The 17,667-nt window shown below is 73.6% G+C and carries 15 protein-coding genes and 2 pseudogenes; 5 read left to right on the forward strand and 12 right to left on the reverse strand.

What is annotated here, in order from left to right; all coding sequences use genetic code 11:
- Nucleotides 1–62: 62 nt before the first annotated feature.
- From ALMP_RS35065 to ALMP_RS35075, 3 genes are read right to left on the reverse strand one after another with little or no spacing between them, the layout of a single operon-like run.
- Complete coding sequence (locus ALMP_RS35065; protein WP_264935849.1) at nucleotides 63–1,388, reverse strand: carboxyl transferase domain-containing protein; 1,326 nt, start codon at nucleotides 1,386–1,388, stop codon at nucleotides 63–65.
- A gap of 14 nt (nucleotides 1,389–1,402) precedes the next feature.
- Entirely contained in the window at nucleotides 1,403–2,851 is a 1,449-nt protein-coding gene (locus tag ALMP_RS35070) for an acyl-CoA synthetase (RefSeq protein ID WP_264935807.1), read from the reverse strand.
- Nucleotides 2,852–2,899: 48 nt separating this feature from the next.
- Nucleotides 2,900–4,333: an SLC13 family permease gene (locus tag ALMP_RS35075; RefSeq protein ID WP_264935808.1), complete on the reverse strand. Its 1,434-nt coding sequence runs from the start codon at nucleotides 4,331–4,333 to the stop codon at nucleotides 2,900–2,902.
- Nucleotides 4,334–4,526: 193 nt separating this feature from the next.
- On the opposite strand from ALMP_RS35075, the gene ALMP_RS35080 reads away from it, so the two are divergent.
- A complete protein-coding gene (locus tag ALMP_RS35080; RefSeq protein WP_264935810.1) occupies nucleotides 4,527–5,237 on the forward strand; it encodes a FadR/GntR family transcriptional regulator in 711 nt (236 codons plus the stop codon).
- A 169-nt stretch (nucleotides 5,238–5,406) separates the two neighbouring features.
- Nucleotides 5,407–6,285 carry a RimK family alpha-L-glutamate ligase gene (locus ALMP_RS35085; protein ID WP_264935812.1) on the forward strand — a complete coding sequence of 293 codons (879 nt, stop codon included), beginning with the start codon at nucleotides 5,407–5,409 and terminating at the stop codon, nucleotides 6,283–6,285.
- Here ALMP_RS35085 and ALMP_RS35090 read toward each other — a convergent pair.
- A complete protein-coding gene (locus tag ALMP_RS35090) occupies nucleotides 6,275–6,865 on the reverse strand; it encodes a hypothetical protein (RefSeq protein ID WP_264935813.1) in 591 nt (196 codons plus the stop codon). The genes ALMP_RS35085 and ALMP_RS35090 overlap by 11 nt on opposite strands.
- 138 nt (nucleotides 6,866–7,003) lie before the next feature.
- On the opposite strand from ALMP_RS35090, the gene ALMP_RS35095 reads away from it, so the two are divergent.
- Entirely contained in the window at nucleotides 7,004–7,777 is a 774-nt protein-coding gene (locus ALMP_RS35095) for an IclR family transcriptional regulator (protein ID WP_264935814.1), read from the forward strand.
- Nucleotides 7,774–8,634 (forward strand): SMP-30/gluconolactonase/LRE family protein, encoded by an 861-nt coding sequence (locus ALMP_RS35100; RefSeq protein WP_264935816.1) that lies wholly within the window; start codon nucleotides 7,774–7,776, stop codon nucleotides 8,632–8,634. The genes ALMP_RS35095 and ALMP_RS35100 overlap by 4 nt, the downstream gene beginning before the upstream one ends.
- Nucleotides 8,635–8,757: 123 nt before the next feature.
- Here ALMP_RS35100 and ALMP_RS35105 read toward each other — a convergent pair.
- From ALMP_RS35105 to ALMP_RS35140, 8 genes and pseudogenes are all read right to left on the reverse strand, one after another.
- A pseudogene (locus ALMP_RS35105) lies at nucleotides 8,758–8,832 on the reverse strand (hypothetical protein); the annotation flags it as partial.
- Nucleotides 8,833–8,912: 80 nt separating this feature from the next.
- Nucleotides 8,913–9,152, reverse strand: a pseudogene (locus tag ALMP_RS35110) (RidA family protein); the annotation flags it as partial.
- A gap of 88 nt (nucleotides 9,153–9,240) precedes the next feature.
- On the reverse strand, nucleotides 9,241–10,650 hold the full coding sequence (locus tag ALMP_RS35115; protein ID WP_264935818.1) for an NAD(P)/FAD-dependent oxidoreductase: 1,410 nt from the start codon (nucleotides 10,648–10,650) through the stop codon (nucleotides 9,241–9,243).
- A 32-nt stretch (nucleotides 10,651–10,682) separates the two neighbouring features.
- Complete coding sequence (locus tag ALMP_RS35120; protein ID WP_264935820.1) at nucleotides 10,683–11,858, reverse strand: MAB_1171c family putative transporter; 1,176 nt, start codon at nucleotides 11,856–11,858, stop codon at nucleotides 10,683–10,685.
- Complete coding sequence (locus tag ALMP_RS35125) at nucleotides 11,855–13,072, reverse strand: MAB_1171c family putative transporter (protein WP_264935822.1); 1,218 nt, start codon at nucleotides 13,070–13,072, stop codon at nucleotides 11,855–11,857. The genes ALMP_RS35120 and ALMP_RS35125 overlap by 4 nt, the downstream gene beginning before the upstream one ends.
- On the reverse strand, nucleotides 13,069–13,566 hold the full coding sequence (locus ALMP_RS35130) for a toxin (RefSeq protein ID WP_264935824.1): 498 nt from the start codon (nucleotides 13,564–13,566) through the stop codon (nucleotides 13,069–13,071). The genes ALMP_RS35125 and ALMP_RS35130 overlap by 4 nt, the downstream gene beginning before the upstream one ends.
- Nucleotides 13,567–13,891: 325 nt before the next feature.
- Nucleotides 13,892–15,124 carry a DUF6545 domain-containing protein gene (locus ALMP_RS35135; protein ID WP_264935825.1) on the reverse strand — a complete coding sequence of 411 codons (1,233 nt, stop codon included), beginning with the start codon at nucleotides 15,122–15,124 and terminating at the stop codon, nucleotides 13,892–13,894.
- An 8-nt stretch (nucleotides 15,125–15,132) separates the two neighbouring features.
- Complete coding sequence (locus tag ALMP_RS35140; RefSeq protein ID WP_264935826.1) at nucleotides 15,133–15,744, reverse strand: toxin-antitoxin system, toxin component family protein; 612 nt, start codon at nucleotides 15,742–15,744, stop codon at nucleotides 15,133–15,135.
- 384 nt (nucleotides 15,745–16,128) lie between these two features.
- On the opposite strand from ALMP_RS35140, the gene ALMP_RS35145 reads away from it, so the two are divergent.
- A complete protein-coding gene (locus ALMP_RS35145) occupies nucleotides 16,129–17,643 on the forward strand; it encodes an alpha-N-arabinofuranosidase (protein ID WP_264935827.1) in 1,515 nt (504 codons plus the stop codon).
- Nucleotides 17,644–17,667 lie beyond the last annotated feature (24 nt).

The raw sequence follows: 17,667 nt of genomic DNA on the forward strand, positions 1-17,667 counted from the left end.
CGGCGCCGATGTCCACCCCTGCCCCCCCGGGGCGGCGGGCATCCGCCCCGCCGCCCCCCACCTCAGGCGCTCTCGTCCGTTCGGATCAGGCCCAGTTGTGCCAAGTCCTGGGGGCGGATGTGGAGTTGGTCGGCTGTTGCCTCGACCTCGTGCGGGGGGCGTTTGAGGATGGCGGCGGCGAGTTCGGGGGCGATGACGGAGAAGTAGCTGTCCGGGGTGGCCCAGGTGCGGCCGGGGGCGGCCAGGGCCAGGGCGCCGCCGGAGCCGCCCTCGCCGACGACCAGCGTGGTGAGCGGCGTCCGGGCGGCGGCGACCGCGCCGAACAGCTCGGCGATCGCCGCGCCCGCGCCCTGCCGTTCCGCCTCGGCGTCGTTGGCGGCGCCCGGGGTGTCCACCAGGGTCAGCACCGGGATGCCGAGCCGGTCCGCGAGCCGGATCAGCCGGGTGGCGGTGCGGTACCCGGCGGGCCGGGTCGCGGTCCCGGTCTGGGCGGCGTAGGCGACCGTACGGCCCTCGTGCTCGCCGAATCCGCACAGCATGCCGTCCGGGTCGGCGCCGCCGCACCGGTCGCCGTTGATCGCGAGACGGCGGGTGAAGTAGGCGTCCAAGTAGCGCGCGGCGCGCGGCCGTTCGGGGGCGCGGGCGCGGCGTACGGCGTCCCAGCCGGAGGCCGGCAGGTCCGTGGCGCCGAGCGCCCGGGGGACCGGCGCGGGGGCGTCGGACGGGTCGGTCAGCAGCCGCAGCCACAGCCCCAGCGTCGCCCGCAGCTCCTCCGGCCGGACCACGGCGTCCGCCGACCCCGCCGCGACCTGCGCCCGCGCCGTGTACGCGGCCGGGTCGGCGTCCGGCGGCCGCACCCGCGACCCCGCGAAGCCGACCTGGGCGCCCGGCAGCGCGAGGACCACGTCGGCGCCCGCGCCCAGCGTGGCCCAGCCGCCGCCCGTGGTGGGGTCGCGCAGGACGGCGACCTGCGGCAGACCGGCCTCCCGGGTGAGCGCCGACTGCCGTGCCACCCGCTGGAGCTGGGTGAGGGCGAGCATGCCCTCCTGCATCCGGCTGCCGCCGGTCGCGACCAACGGCACCACGGGCAGCCGGTGTTCACGGGCGTATGTGAACGCCGCCACCAGGCGGTCGCCCGTCCGCTCGCCCAGCGAGCCGCCCAGGAAGCCGAACTCGAAGGCGATCAGCACCGCCCGGGTGCCCTCGACGCGCGCGGTGCCGCAGACGACGGACTCCCGCTCGCCGGTGCGCTCGGCGGCGCGGGCGCGCGAGGCGTCGTACCCCGGCCAGCCGAGCGGGCCGTCGGGCGCCGACTCCGCGTCCTGATGCGGGAGTTCGGTGAAGCTGGACGGATCGGAGACCAGCGCGAGGACGTCCCGCGCGCTCATCCGCGGCGGCCCGCTCACGAGCCCAGCGCCCGCTTCATGATCTTCCCCATGTCGTTGCGGGGCAGCGCGTCGAGGTGGCGCACCACCCGGGGCCGCTTGTGCGGAGCCAGCCGCCGCGCGACATGGTCGGCCAGCTCCTCCTGACCGGGCGGGGACGCGGGGTCCGCGGGCACCACCCACGCGACGATCCGCTCCCCGAGGTCCGGGTCCGGCTCCCCGGTGACGGCGGCCTCCCGCACCCCCGGATGCTCCAGCAGCGCGTTCTCGATCTCACCCGCCCCGATCTTGTATCCGCCGCTCTTGATCAGGTCGGTCGCCTTGCGCCCCACGATCCGCACGTACCCGTCCGGGTCGCGCACCGCCATGTCCCCGGTGCGGAACCAGCCGTCGGCGGTGAACGCGGCGGCCGTGGCGTCCGGGCGGTTGAGGTACTCGGTGAACAGGTTCGGCCCGCGCACCTGGATCTCGCCCACCGTCTCGCCGTCGTACGCCCCCACCGGCGACCCGTCGTCCTCCACGAGCCGCAGCTCCACGCCCGGCAGCGGCACGCCGACCGTCCCGGGGCGCGGCTCCCCGTCGGCGCGGACGCTGGTGTTCATCAGCGTCTCCGTCATGCCGTACCGCTCGATCACCCGCCGTCCGGTCGCCGCCGCGATCCGCTCGTGGTCGTGCACCGGCAGCGCGGCGGAGCCCGAGACGAGCAGCCGCGCCCCGGAGAGCGCCTTGACCAGTTCGGGCTCGGCGGGCAGCGCCTCGGCGACGCGGTGGTACATCGTCGGCACCCCGAACAGCATGGTCGCGCCGGAGTTCAGCTCGCGTGCCACGCCCTCGGTGGAGAACCGTCCCAGGTGCCGCACGGCCCCGCCCCGCCGCAGCGGACCCAGCACGCCCAGCACCAGACCGTGCACATGGAACAGCGGCAGCCCGTGCACGAGGACGTCGTCGCCGCTCCACTGCCAGGCGTCGGCCAGCGCGTCCAGCGTCGTGGCGATCGCCCGGCGGGGCAGGACGGCCCCCTTGGGCGGGCCGGTGGTGCCGGAGGTGTAGACGACGAGGGCCGGGTCCTCGTCGGAGGTGTCCGGGTCGGGCAGCGGCCCGGCGGCGCGCGCGTCCACGTCGACATCGACGCGCGGCAGGTCCCGTACGGCGGGCGGCAGTTCGTCGCCCGGGGCGGCGAGGAGCAGGGCGGGCGCGCTGTCGGAGAGGATGTGCCCTAGCTCCTTCTCGCCCGACTTCGGGTTGAGCGGCACGGCGGCGGCCCCGGCGCGGAGCACCGCCACCACGGCGACGGCGGTCTCCAGCGCGGGGGTGGCCCATACGGCGATCCGGGCGTGCCCCGTGAGCCGGCCGGCGAGCGCGTCGGCCGCCGCGGCGAGTTCCGCGTAGGTCAGGGAGCGGTCACCGAACCGCAGGGCGGGCCGTCCCGCCGCGGCGCCGGTCAGGGCCGGGAAAAGAGAGGACACGAACGTGACTCCTTCGACTGTCGCTTTGTCTCGGCTGCCGGAGCGGTCCTACCCGAAGCCCGGCACGACCATCACCAGCCACGCCAGCGCGGGCACCACGGCCACCACGATCCCTCCGTAGATCATCAACTGCCGGAAGAAACGCTCGCGGTCGACGTCCGGTGCCGCGGCCAGGACCAGCGCGCCGTTCGTGGAGAACGGGCTCACGTCCACCACCGTCGCCGACACCGCCAGCGCGGCCACCATGCCGACCGTGCCGATCTCGCCCTGGGCCAGGAACGGCACGGCCAGCGGGATCAGCGCGCCCATGATCCCGACGGAGGAGGCGAACGCGGACACGATCGCGCCGATGTAGCACAGCAGCACCGCGGCCAGCAGCGGCACACCGATGCCGCCGACGCCCTCACCGGCCCAGGTGATGGTGCCCATCTCGTCCAGGACACCGACGTAGGTGAGGACCCCGCAGATCAGCAGCACCGTCGACCAGGCGATCTGGCCGACCGCGGTGCGGCTGTCCTGCGGCCAGAGGGTGCTCAGCACGACGGCGAGGGTGATCGCGGTCAGACCGGCGTCGAGGTCGAGGACGAGGACGGCGAAGACGAGCGCGAGCAGGGAGAGGAGCGTGGCGATCCGGGCGGGGTTGAGGCGGGTGGTGTCCAGGGGGCCGCCGACCTCGGGGCGGGTGGCCACGGCGGTGGGGACGCCACCGGTCCCGCCGCCCCCCACGAGAACCGCCCCCGGGGCGCCTCCCGATCCGGAACCCGATCCGGACTCTGCCCCGGAACCCGATCCGGACCCCTTCCCGGAACCCGCCCCGGGCTCCGCCGCCGAACCCGCCCCGGGTCCCTCCGCCCGGTCGTCCGTCACCGCCCCCTGCCGCCACAGCTTCCGGCCCCCGCACAGCAGGAACACCACACCGGCGATGACCAGGTTGGCGAACAGGGAGGACAGGAAGAGGGCGATCTCGTTGCCGGGGAGCTTCTCCCGCTCGACGATGCCGTTGACGATCGTGCCGTAGATGCTGATCGGGGAGAAGCCGCCGCCCTGCGCGCCGTGCACCACCATCGCGCCCATCAGCAGCGGACTGATCCCGTAGCGGGCGGCGAAGCTGAGGGCGATCGGCGCGACGATCGCCACCGCGGCCGGACTGACCGCGCCGATCCCGGTGAGCACGCCGGTCAGGGCGAACATCACCCAGGGGATCAGCGCCACCCGGCCGCGCACCAGCCGGATCGAGGCGTGCACCAGCCAGTCGGTGGTGCCGTTGGCCCGGGCGATCGCGAAGAGGTACGTGACGCCGACCAGGACGACGAACAGATCGCCGGGGAAGCCGGCGAAGATGCCGTCCGCGTCGAGGTCGGCGACGAGTTCACCGACCCCGAAGGCGGCGGCGAAGGCGAGCGCGCCCATGTTGACGGAACGGGTGGTGGCGATGACGAACACCACCACCAGCACGAGGATCGAGATGAGTTCGGGGGACATACGGGCTCCCGTCGTTGGGTCCCGGAACGGCTTCGGAGACAGCACGGTGGCTGAGTGGCTGAGCCACTTTGGGGTGCTGGCTGATCAGCGTGGGGGCTGCCCCGACCGCCGTCAAGGGGTCTGGCAGGAATTGGTTCAGCCACTCAGCCTGTCCGGGGCCCCGGTGTTACCCTCCAGGCGAGAGGGGGACCCCGTGACCGACGCCCTGCGCCCCATGACCAAGCAGCGCCTCTACGAGCAGGTGCTGGACCGGCTGCGCCAGTACGTCACGGAGGGCGGCCTGCGCGCCGGGGACCGCCTCCCGCCCGAACGCGACCTGGCCCAGCGGCTGGGCGTCAGCCGGGCCTCGGTGAAACAGGCGATCGTCGTCCTGGAGGTCCAGGGCCTGGTGGAGGCGCGGCACGGCGGTGGCACCTATCTGGTCCGCGACAGCCTGGACGTCGAGCCCGTCGAGAAGATGGTCGAGCGCCGCCGGCGCCTCCCGGACGTGCTGGAGGCCCGGGAGGCGCTGGAGACGAAACTCGCGGAGCTGGCCGCCGAGCGCCGCACCGAGGAGGACCTGGCCGCGATGCGCTCGGCGCTCGCCCACATGGCGCGGGAGATCGAGGAGGACGGCCACGGCGTCGAGGGCGACCGGCTCTTCCACGCGGCGGTGACGGCGGCGGCGCACAGCAGCCTCCTCGCGGAGTTCATGCGCTCCATCGCCGACCAGATCGCCGAGAGCCGCACCGAGTCCCTCCGCCAGCCCGGCCGCCCCACCCGCTCCCTCGCCCAGCACCGGGCCATCCTCGACGCCATCGCCGACGGCAGCCCCCGCCGGGCGGCGACCGCGATGCGCGACCACGTCCGTACGGTGGCGAAGGTGCGGCTGCTGGACTGGGAGCCCGGCGGCGCGGAGCGGTAGGGGGCTTTCCCGAGCCCGCCGGCACACACCGGTTTGTGGGCCTTCCGGCGCCCGCCGGCACACAGCGGTTGTGGGCCTTCCGGAGCCCGTCGGCGAAAAGCGGAGGGGCCTTCCGGAGCCCGCCGGGTAGCCTGCGGGGGTTCGAACTGCCGTCCGAGGAGGTCCATCCGTGCCCGCGCCCCGCATAGCCCTCGTCACGTACGACTCCGGACCGGAGCCGAACCACGACCGGGACCTGCCGGTGCTGGTGGAGGCGTTGCGGGCGGCGGGTGCCGAGGCCGACGCCGTGGCCTGGGACGATCCCTCGGCCGACTGGGCCGGGTTCGATCTGGCCGTCGTCCGGTCCACCTGGGACTACAGCTGGCGGCAGGCGGAGTTCCTGGCGTGGCTGGCGAAGGCCGGGACGGTCACCCGGGTCGCGAACCCCGTCGACATCATCCGGTGGAACGCCGACAAGCGGTACCTCGGGGAGCTGGCGGCGGCCGGGGTGCCGGTCGTGCCGACCCGGTACGTCGCACCCGGCGACCCGGCCGGCCTCCCCGACGACCACGAGTACGTCGTCAAGCCCACCTCGGGCGCGGGCGCCCGCTTCGCCGCCCGCTACACCCCCGACGACCACGACACCGCCGTACGGCATCTCGCGCGGATGCACGACGAAGGGCTCACCGCGATGGTGCAGCCCTACGTCGCGGGCATCGACGTCAGCGGGGAGCGGGCGCTCCAGTTCTTCGGCGGTCGTCTGCTGCACGCCAGCCGCAAGCGCGCGGTCCTGACGCCCGGAACGGCCTACGACGCCGACAAGGTCGCCCACCCCGGCCTGGAGCCCTGGGCCGCGACCCCGGCGGAGCTCGCCGTCGCCGAACGCGCGCTGGCGGCCGTACCGGACGGCTCCGGCCTGCTGTACGCGCGCGTGGACCTCGTCGACGGCGAGGACGGCCGGCCGCGGCTGATGGAACTGGAGCTGGTCGAGCCCAACCTGTTCCTGTTCCTGCACCCGGGGTCGGTGGCGGGTGTGGTGGAGGCGGTCCTGGCGGCCGCTACCCGCTGACCGCCACCCGTTGCAGCAGCCCCCAGGCGAACTCGGCGGCCACCTCGCGGCGCACCCCGTTCCTGTCCGGGGCGATGAAGGCGAGGCCCGACCGGGCGGGGGGCTCCCCCTCCAGGGGGTGGGCCGGGGTGAAGGCCCCGGCCACCTCCTCGACCGTGCAGGACCAGGGCGTGAGGTCTTCGAGGGTCCGGAGGTCGGGGGCGGGCGCGTCGGGGGCGCGGACCAGCCACTCGTTCCCGACCGAGCGCTTGTCGCTGACCAGCAGCTCGAAGCGCAGCTCGGGCCAGAAGGAGACCGGCCAGTGCCAGGTCTCGCAGTCCAGGTCGCCCACGCGGCGGGGAGTCCTGGACTCGGGCTCACCGAGGACCGCGTGGTAGCGGGAGAGGGCGCCCCGTCCGTGCGGGGAGTGGATCATCGCCTGCCAGCGTCTGTTGGCCTCTCTCATGCGCGTCAGAGGGATGCCCAGCTCATGGCGGATCTCGTCCACGAGGTCGGCGTTGTGGTCGGCCATGCGGCGCAGCAGCACCAGCTGGAAGTCCAGAGGTGAGAAAGTGCCGGCAAGGCGTTTGGGAGTCGGCATGCCCCCATCCTGGCGCACCGAGGGTGTTTCCCGCTTATTGCCCGGCGCATCTCCTTATGACTAGCCTGTGTTCGTCATGCCGATCGCCTGTTGAAATCTCGAACACAGGCACCTGAGACACCAAGGAGGGGGCCTGTCGTGGGACGACTCGTACCTGCCGTGACCCGGGCTCTCGACATTCTCGAGCTCTTCCTCGACGGGGACGGCACGCTCTCCGCACCCGACATCGTGCGCAAGCTCCAGCTGCCGCGCACCACCGTGCACGAGTTGGTCACCACGCTCGCCGCCCGGTCCTACATCGTCCCCGTCTCCGGACAGCCGGGACGCTACCGCCTCGGCGTACGGCCGTACCAGCTCGGCAGCCGGTACGCCGAGCACCTCGACCTGGCCGCCGAGGGCCAGCAGGTCGCCCGGTCCGTCGCGGAGACCTGCGACGAGACGGTGCACGTGGCGATCCTGGAGGGCACGGACGTCATCTACATCGCCAAGGTCGACTCCACGCACGCGGTGCGCATGGTGTCGGCGGCCGGCCGTCGCCTGCCCGCCCACTGCACCTCGGTCGGCAAGATGCTGCTGGCCTCCCTTCCCGAGCCGGAGCTGACCGCCCGCATCCCCGACGACGCGGACCTCGTCCGTATGACCCCCAACAGCATCACCGACCCGGCCGCCCTGCGCGAGGCCCTGACGGAGATCCGCGAGCGGGGCGTCGCCGTGGAGAGCCGTGAGTCGAACCCGGACGTCAGCTGCGTGGCAGCCCCGGTGCGCGACCGCACCGGACAGGTCGTCGCCGCGATGTCCATCTCGGTGCCCATGATCCGCTGGAGCGACGAGCGCCGGGTCGAGCTGGAGCAGCTCGCGGCGAAGGGCGCCGCCGAACTGTCCGAACTGCTGGGTTACCGGAGCGTGGCATGACGACGTACACGACGGCGTTCGAGGTGGCGGTCCGCGCGGAGGCGACCCTCGGCGAGGGCCCCACCTGGGACCCGGCCACCGGCCGTCTCCTCTGGCTGGACATCCTGGGCGCCCGTCTGCACAGCTACGACCCGTCCACGGGCCACCGCACGGTCCGGGTCACCGACCAGCACGTCGGCGCGGCGAAGCCACGGGCCGGCGGCGGCCTGGTGCTGAACCTGCGGGACGGGGTGGCCCTGCTGGACGCGGACGGCGAGGGATTTCGCTGGCTCCACCACGAGCCCGTGCCCGGCCGCCGCGCCAACGACGCCGCCGTCGCGCCCGACGGCTCGCTGTGGGCCGGGACCATGCGGTACGACGAGGCTCCCGGGGGCGGCACACTTTTCCGCCTTACGGGTGACGGTTCCGTGGACGTCGTCCTTGACGACGTGGCGGTGAGCAACGGGACGGGCTGGAGCCCGGACGGGCGCCTCATGTACTACATCGACTCCCCGACGCGTCGGATCGACGTCTTCGACCACGAGGAGGGTGCGGTCGCCGGGCGCCGGACCTTCGTCGAGATCGAGGAGGGGGCGGGGTTCCCGGACGGGCTGACGGTGGACGCGGACGGGTGCGTGTGGGTGGCCCTGTGGGACGGGGGAGCGGTGCGGCGCTACACGCCGGACGGTTCGCTGGACCGCGTCATCACCCTGCCGACGCCGCGCGTGACGGCGTGCGCCTTCGGCGGCGCCGACCTGACCGACCTGTACATCACCACCGCCCGCGTGGGCCTGGACGCCCCCCACCCGGTGGCGGGCTCCCTCCTGGTGGTACCCGCAGCGGGCCAGGGCACCCCCCAGCCGGCCTTCAAGGGCTGACGGCGGCCGGAGGGCCGGAGCATGGGCCCGCTCGCCGCATGGCCTCACCCTGGCGTTCGGCCTCGCGGGTCGGGTGACCCGCGAGGCCGAAACGCCAAGGTGAGAAACACACAGTTGCGCGAGCGAGGCCGAGGTGACGCGGTCGCTGTGCTTGAGCAGCGTCATCAGCAGGTTGCCGACGACGACGGCGTCCGCCACCGAGGAGCGCGGGACGCACCGGCGGGACCTTCACCGCCCACGCCGGGCTCCATCCGGTGCAGCCGTCCGGTTCCGCCGGCTCAGTCGGACAGTGCCACAGTGAGATCCACCTCGACGAGCTGTCCGGAAAAGCCCAGCTGGGCAACGCCCAAGAGGGTGCTGGCGGTGGTGAACGCCGGCCCCAGGGCGGAGTCGGTGAGCCGACGCCACGCGGCACCGAGGACATCCCTGTCGTCGCTCCGCACGTAGATCACTGACCGCACCACGCACTGCGGTCGGGCGCCCACCGCTGCCAGGGCGGTGAGAGCGTTCGCAACCACCCACACCGCATTTTGCCCCGAGCCCGCGGGTACGCCGGCGCCCGGGTCTCGTCGGCCGTCGGCGCCTGCCCCGCGCGGACTCCGGTCCTCAGCCCACCCCCACCGTCCGGTCCAGCCCGCGCAGTACCTCGCGCTCGCCCGCGGTCAGCGGCGGGCCCGCCGCCGCCGGCAGGGGTGGGCCGCTCAGGGTCGCCAGGATCGCCGACGGTCGCAGCAGCCGCGTCGGCCCGGCCGTCAGGCTGGTGACGTCCCACACCGCCGACGCCGCCCCGTACGAACCCGTCGCCGTCCGGATCATCCGCCGCGTGTACCGCGTGACCAGCCGGTCCGCGAACCCCGGCGTCCCACCCCGCGTCTCGGGGAACCAGACGTCCTGGCTGACCGCCATCGTCCAGGCCGCCTCCACCGACCGGGCCGCGCCCCGCTGCACCCGCCGCGCGAGGCCGGCCGCTCCCGGCCCGCCCCCGCGCAGCTCCCGGCTCAGCACCCGCGCCCCGAGCGCCGCCACCGACATGCCCTGCCCGTACGCGGGGTTGAACGTGGCCAGCGCGTCCCCGAGGACGACGAACCGTTCCGGCCACCGACGCGCCTTCTCCAGGTACCGCCGGTGGTTGCTGGTGCTGCGGCTGACGTGCACGTCGGTGAGCGGCTCGGCGCCCGAGATCAGCCGGCCCACGATGGGGTCCGGCAGGTCGAGGGTGTACCGGAGGAAGCCCTCCGGGTCGGACGGCGGCTCCCCGCCACCCCGCGTCCCGGCGAGGCTCACCATCCACCGACCGCCCTCGATGGGCAGGACCATGCCACTGCGGCCCGGCCGGGACAGATAGGGGTTGGCCTGCACGATCGTCAGCGGGAAGCGTTCCGCGCCCTCAGGCGTGCGGTACACGCGCGTGGCGTTCACCAGACCCGCGTCGATCGTCTTCTCGTCGATGTCGGAAATCCCCAGCTCAGCCAGCCAGGTGACGACGCGTGAGCCGCGCCCGCTGGCGTCGACCACGAAATCCGCGGTGAGTTCCTCCTCGCCGCTCCCGGCCGCCGACACCCGTACGCCCTCGACCCGCTCCGCGCTTCCCGTCAGCTCCAGCACCTGACCATTGCGGATCTTCACCCCGGTGTTCGCCAGCACGGCGTCCCGGACCGCCCAGTCCAGCAGCGCCCGGCTGCACGTCAGCATGTGCGGCCCCTCGTGGCGGAAGCGCCGGAACCAGCCCTCGGGGGACAGGGCGAGCATGCCCGAGCTGATCGATATCTCCCGGGCCCCGGCCGCGAGCAGATGCTCCCGCATGCCCACCCCCGGCACCAGGTCCTCCATCGCGGCCAGACCGCCGGCCATGAGGAGATGGGCGTGACGCCCCTGCGGCAGCCCCTTGCGGTGCTCCGGCCCGTCGGGCAACTCGTCGCGCTCCAGGACGATCACTTCGTCCACGACGGTGGACAAGGCCGCCGCGGCCAGCATGCCGGCCAGACCGGCACCGATGACGACAGCTCTACGCGACATGGGGCTCCTCGTACGTCGGCCATGGAAAGCCTTCAGCCATGAAAGGCCTTCACCGTACCCTCACCCAGCGTGTCCGGAACGGGAGTTCGCTCCAGCGCCCGCGCCAGCTCCACCAGCCCCGCGGCCCCGGACACCTCCGTGGCGTGCAGCCGGTAGGCGCTGGGCGTCTCGAACGGCGGCTCGCCCACGGCGGCCCGCCGCGCCGCCGCGTCCAGCATGGCGGCCTCCGCCGCGACACGCGCCTCGTGCGGGCGGCGGCCCTCGTCGAGCGCGGCGGCCAGCGCCCGCGCCCGCACCCGGTCGTCGAAGTACGGCGCCAGCGCGAGCAGCGCGTCGTGGATGGCGACCTCACGCCAGTGCAGCCGCTCCTCGGGCAGCCGCCACCAGGACGCGGACGGCTTCGGCGCGACCGACACGAACCGCACCCGCGCCCACAGCGGCGCCAGCCTGCGGTGGTCGCGCAGCCCTCGCCAGTGCGCCACGGCCGCCGGCAGCAGCCTGGGCAGCACGAAACCGGCGGAGCAGGTCAGCGCGCCCAGTGAGGCCATCGGCGGGGCGACGGTCGTGGAGAGGAAGTCCAGGTCGTGGCCCGCCCAACGGGCCGCGATCGCCGTGTACTTGGTGAGCTGGAAGCCCGCCAGGTCCAGCAGCGCGCTGGCCAGGATGAGCCGCAGCCCGGTCCGCAGCAGCCCGGTGACCTCCTGCGCCCACTTCAGGCACACCACCGACATCGTCACCATCGCCGCGCTGTGCCCGAGCAGGTACAGCACGATCATCTCGCGCATGTACGGCGTGTTCGCGTAGTACGTGTCGAGGTCGGTGAGCCGCTCGGTGTCCGCGTCGGCCAGCGCGAACAGCGCCACGATCGCCACGATCAGCGGCCCGTACGCGGCGATGCTGCGCCACACCAGCTTCCGTACCCGCTCGCGCGGCCCGCCCCGCCAGTGCGCCAGCAGGATCAGCAGCGAGCAGCTGTACGCGGTGAGCATGCCGTACGTCAGCGGGGCGCCGAAGTTGGGGACGCCCGTCAGTTCGTTCACGGCGGCCAGCGTCACCGGCGCCGAGCAGCAGAAGACGAGCGCGCCGAGGCTGATCGCCACGCAGGTGGAGACGGTCAGCGGGTTGCGCAGGGCGGTGCGCGGCCGGCGCAGCAGGACGGCGGCGGACAGCGCGAGGACCGCGCCCGCCAGGTACACGACGAGGCTCATGCGCCAGGGCTCCGTTCGACGGCCGCCGCGTCCGCTCCGACGGCCACCGGGGCGGTCCGCTCCGCGTGGGCCCGGACGTCCCTCACGAGCGGGGAGCCGGCCAGCGCGTCGGCGATGCGGACCAGGGCCCGCGGGTCGGCCGCCCGTTCCGGGAGCCGGTCGCACCCGCCCGGCGGCGGTGCCTCGCCCGCGGCGGCCTCCCGTCGGACCGCCGCCACGATCGCGGCCGCCCACGCCGTGTCGGCGGCCCGCCGCGGATCGCCCGTCGCCGTCAGCGCGGCGCGCAGGGTCTCGTCGTACAGGTCGGGGTCGACGTAGGCGTCGAGGTGGGTGAGCGCGTTGTGGATGCTGGTGCGGCGCCACACCAGGAGGGTGGCGGGGGAGGCCCAGCGCGGGCGGGGAAGGCGCAGCCGGCGGCGGGTGAGGACGTCGTCCAGCTCGCGTTCCAGGGGCGCCAGCCGGACGTAGGTGCGCCAGGCGCGCCGGCATTCGCTCAGCCGGGGCCCGGCGAGCGGGATCAGGACGCCGACGACGGTCGTCAGCGCGCCCAGCCCGGCCGCCGCCGGGGCGACGTCCGTCACCAGCGCCGTCCCGTCGCGGCCGCACCAGCGGGCGGTCATGGCGGCGAGCTTGATCACGCCGTAGGCGACCCCGCACAGGGTGCCCAGGCCGAGGGTGATCAGACCGGCCCGCAGCCAGCCGTCCACGTGGCGGGCCCAGCACAGCGCGGACACCGTGCTGACGCCGGTCGCGGCGAGGTAGCCGGCCAGGCAGAGCAGGATCATCTCGCGGATGTACGGGGTGGTCGCGTAGTAGGTGTCGAAGTCGGTGCGGCGCTCCACCGGCGCCTCGCCGAGCACGAACATCACCGCGATGCCGAGGACGACGACCGCGTAGGCGACGCTCCAGCGCCGGGCCGTCCGGCACACCCGCCGTCCGCCCCGCCAGTGGACGATCAGCACATGCGAGGCGGCGCTGTACGCGGTGATCGCGACGTACGTCAGGGGCGCGGCGAGGTTGGGCACACCGCTGAGGTCGTTGACCGCGCCGACCGTGGGCGGGGCGCCGAGGAGGAAGCACAGGCCGGCCAGGCCCAGCACCGCGCACAGGGCCCGCAGGTAGGGGTCGCGGCGGTGGCGCAGCAGATCGGGGGCCTTGACCACCAGGCCGAGTGCGAGGACGCCGGCGCTGACGTAGTGGGGGAGACCGGTCATCTCCGGGTCCCGCGGTAGTTGAGCGCGGCCCCGATGCGTCCGGCGAGGTCCTGGGTGTCGTCGCCCCGGTCCGCGTACACGGAGTCGGCGGAGGCCTCCAGCCAGGTGCGCAGCCGTCGGCCCATCAGCATGCCGAAGCGGTCGGCCTCCTGCTCGTCGGAGAGGGTGAAGTCGGTGCGGGCGGCGACGGCCGCGCCTCCCGCCGACTGCCGCTGCCGCATGTGCCACACCTCATGACAGAAGATCACGATCTGGTGCCATACGGCGGCCCGCTCGTCGACGACGACGTCGTCGTGGGTCTCGCGCTCCAGCCAGAGTCCGCTGGCGGTGTGCGGCGGGAAGACCGCCCGGTGGACGACGATCTCGCGGCCCCGCCACTGGGCGGCGGCCTCGACGACCGCGTCGAACAGCGCTTCGGGATCCGCGGGGACCGGCACCCGGATAGGGGCGATGAGAGTGTCGGCGAGGCGACGCATCTCCCTGTTGATACGCACGGTTCTCCCCGTGGATGCGCGGGTGTTCGATCCGTGCAATATGCCAAGACCGCCGCCGCTTCAGCTACCTCGTGCCCGGCGCGCGGACGGGGCCGCCGGGCGGGAATCGGGTGTAACGGGCGAACGGGCGACGGCCCTCGCGGGGACGTGGCCGAAAAGCCTCCGCGCCGCGGCGAGGCGTACGACGCGGTCCCTCGCGCACCGCGCACCGATGCCGAACGCCGCGGCTCCGATGCGCCGCCGGGTGTGCAGACGGTGAAGAACGCCCGCGAAATCCAGCCTTTGTGGGCAGCGCCGGCCGTTCTCGGGCCCGGGGCGGCCGGTCTCAGGACGGGGCGTGCACGCCGCCGTCCGCCGGGGTGAGGAGCCGTGCGCGCACCGCCCGGATCTCGTCCCCGCGCCGCAGTGCCCGGGAGACGGCGACGATGTCGCGCAGCAGATCCGTGGTGTCGCAGGTGCCGTCGCCGTCGCGTTCCTGGGCGAGGTTCCTGGCGTCGACGGCGTCCAGGACGGTCACCGCGGCCGCCAGGTGCTTGGCACGCTCCGGGGGCAGGCCGAGGGCGACGGCGGCGTCGTGCGCCCGCTCGCGCAGGTCCTGGTCGAGGAAGCGGGTCAGGGAGAGCAGGGCGTCGCGGATGAACGTCTCGCGGCGGATCAGGCGCAGTTCGGGTGTGGTGCGCAGGACGAAGGAGAGACCGCCGCCCTGACCGGTCCTCAGCAGCAGGTACAGCGGGCGCAGTTCGTGGTGGGCGAGGCGGATCCGCCAGCGGTCGTGCAGGTACTGGCCGGCGTGCGGAAGGATGAAGCCGACCGCGATCAGCACGGCGGACAGGCAGGCCAGCGGCGGTGCCACGGCCGTGCTCAGCCAGTCCAGGTCGCGGTCCGCCCAGCGGGCCCCGACGGCGGTGAGCTTGGCCGCGTCGAAGACGAGCTGGAGCGCGTACCCGGCGCCGAGGAACTTCAGCCCCCAGCGCAGCCAGGCGTCGAGTCCGTCGGTGCGGACCCAGTTCCACACCAGCCCGTTGGTGACGAGGGCGGCGGTGGTGTGCGCGAGCAGGTAGAGCAGGATCAGCTCGCGCATGTACGGCGTGTTGGCGTAGTAGGTGTCGATGTCCCGCAGCCGCTCCACGGGCACCTCGGCCAGCGCGAACAGCACCCACAGCGCGACGATCACGCAGGCGTAGACGCCGATGACCCAGCGCATCGCGGAGCGGGTGCGGGCCGAGCGGTCGGACAGCCCGTGCCGCCAGGTGATGATCAGCAGCAGACAGGACGCGCAGAACGCGGTGAGCAGCGAGTACACCCAGGGCGCGGAGATGTTCGGTACGCCGGTGACCCGGTTGACCCAGGCGATCGTGGCCGGTGCCACGAACACGAACACCGCGCAGGCGAGCAGCAGCAGTCCGCCGACCGCGCGCAGCAGCGGGTCCGTCCAGAGCCGCACGATGCTGGGCAGTTTGATCGCGAGGGCGGCCGCCAGGATGCCGGCCGGGATCCACCAGAACGTCGGGTAGAACTCGTGGACGAATTCGATGGGGGTCAGGGCCAGGGGAGACATGGGGGTCGTCACCGTCCCGTGCGTCCGGGGCCGCGGTAGCCCAGTGACCGCTGGAGCGGGTCGAGCGGCGGGCCGGCGTCGCCGGAGCCGGCCAGCAGGGGCCGGAGGGCGGCGGCCAGCCGGTGGCCGAAGTCGTCGGCCTCCGCCTCGTCCCGCTGCCGCGAGCCGTCGCGGGCCGCGACGGTCAGGGCGATGTCGTCCCAGCCGGGCCGCCCGGCCAGGGCGTGCGCGGCGGCCGTCCCGACGCCGTGGTGGTCGTGCCGGTGCCCCGCGTGCAGGTGCCACAGTTCATGGCCGAGGATGACCAGTTGCTGGAGGTCCTCGGCCCGTTCCTCGACGATGACCAGGTCGAAGTCGTGGAACTCCACCCACAGTCCGGTCACCTCGAACTCGTCCGGGAACCGCTCGAAGCGCAGCTCGACGGGCCGTCCGCCGCGCAGCCGGGACATCTCCTCGCACAGCGCCCGGGCCACTTCCCGCACCCCCGCCGGCCGCCGGGGCCGCGCCCGCAGCGCGGCGTCGAGTTCACCGGCCAGGTCGCGCATGGCGGGGCCGCTCCTCGGGCGCCGCAGCGCCGAGAGGAGCCGGGCCGCCTTTCCGCGCGCGCCCGCGAAGTCCATCGGCTCCCCCTCCCGCCGCCTCCGCGGCGGCCGGTCCGAGCCTACGCGGCGAGCGGTCCCCGTGGCAGAACCATGGGGAGACCTGTTCGGAACCATTGACGCGGAAGCGCTTCGATTCTACGGTCCCGTTCGAAGATGCGAGCGCCATTCGAGATGTCGAACAGTAGGGGCGGGAATGGGACGACCTGGCCTGAACCGCGGGCACCGGCGCCGACGCACTCGCCTCCGGCACGAGGACCCGCGTCCGCCCGGTCCGACTCGACCCGAGGACCGGCAAGGCGATCCATTCCTACGACGCGCAGGACGACGACGCCCCGAAGCTGGGGCTCAACCATCTGATCTGGCAGAAGGACGGCTGGCCGGCCGTCCTCCGGAAGGGACCACATGCGCACCGCTCGATTCACGCTCGACCCCGCCTTCACCGTCGGCGAAGTGAACCCCCGCCTCTTCGGGTCCTTCGTCGAACACCTCGGCCGCTGCGTCTACACCGGCGTCTACGAACCCGACCACCCCACCGCCGACGCCGAAGGCCTGCGCACCGACGTCCTCGACCTGGTACGGGAACTCGGCGTCACCACCATCCGCTACCCGGGCGGCAACTTCGTCTCCGGCTACAAGTGGGAGGACTCGGTGGGCCCCGCCGAGGAGCGCCCTCGCCGCCTGGACCTGGCCTGGCGTTCCACCGAGAGCAACCGCTTCGGCCTCTCCGAGTACATCGCCTTCCTGCGGAAGATCGGCCCGCAGGCCGAACCGATGATGGCTCTCAACCTGGGCACCCGGGGCGTGGCCGAGGCCCTGGAACTCCAGGAGTACGCCAACCATCCCTCGGGCACGGCGCTGTCCGACCTGCGGGCCGCCCACGGCGACAAGGACCCGTTCGGCATCCGGCTGTGGTGCCTGGGCAACGAGATGGACGGCCCCTGGCAGACCGGCCACAAGACGGCCGAGGAGTACGGCCGGGTCGCCGCCGAGACGGCCCGCGCGATGCGGCAGATCGACCCGGGCGTCGAACTCGTCGCCTGCGGCAGCTCGTCCCAGTCGATGCCGACCTTCGCGGAGTGGGAGGCGACCGTCCTCCAGGAGACGTACGACCTGGTGGACTACGTCTCCCTGCACGCCTACTACGAGCCGCACGACGGTGACGTCGACTCCTTCCTGGCCTCGGCCGTCGACATGGAGTCCTTCATCGAGAACGTCGTCGCGACCTGCGACCACGTGGGCGCGCGGCTGAAGTCGAAGAAGAAGATCAACCTCTCCTTCGACGAGTGGAACGTCTGGTACATATCAAAGTGGATGGAGCACGCCCGCACCGCCGACCCGGCCGACTGGCCTGAGGCGCCCCGCCTGCTGGAGGACAACTACAGCGTCCTGGACGCGGTGGTCTTCGGGTCGCTGCTCATCGCGCTGCTCCGGCACGCCGACCGGGTGACGGTGGCGTGCCTGGCCCAGTTGGTCAACGTCATCGCGCCGATCCTCACCGAGCCGGGCGGCCCGGCCTGGCGGCAGACCACGTTCTTCCCGTTCTCCCAGGCGTCCAGGTACGGGCGGGGTGAGGTCCTCGACGTGCGCGTGGACTCACCGACGTACGAGACGAAGAAGTACGGCGAGACGGATCTGTTGCACGCCACCGCCGTGCGCGCGGAGGACGGCACGGTCACCGTCTTCGCGGTCAACCGGGGCCGTACCGAGGCGCTGCCGCTGGAGGTGGCCCTGAACGGCCTGGGCGTCACCCGGCTGGTCGAGCACAGTGTGCTCGCCGACGCCGACCCGGACGCCCGCAACACCCTCACCGACCCCGAGCGGGTCGCCCCGCACGCGGCGGAGGGGACCTCCGTCACGGAGGGCCGGCTGACGGCGACCCTGGAGCCGCTGTCCTGGAACGTGATCCGGCTGGCGTGAGCCGCGCCCGGTGCGCCCCCCCCC

The organism is Streptomyces sp. A012304 (assembly GCF_026008495.1).
Taxonomy (GTDB): Bacteria; Actinomycetota; Actinomycetes; order Streptomycetales; family Streptomycetaceae; genus Streptomyces.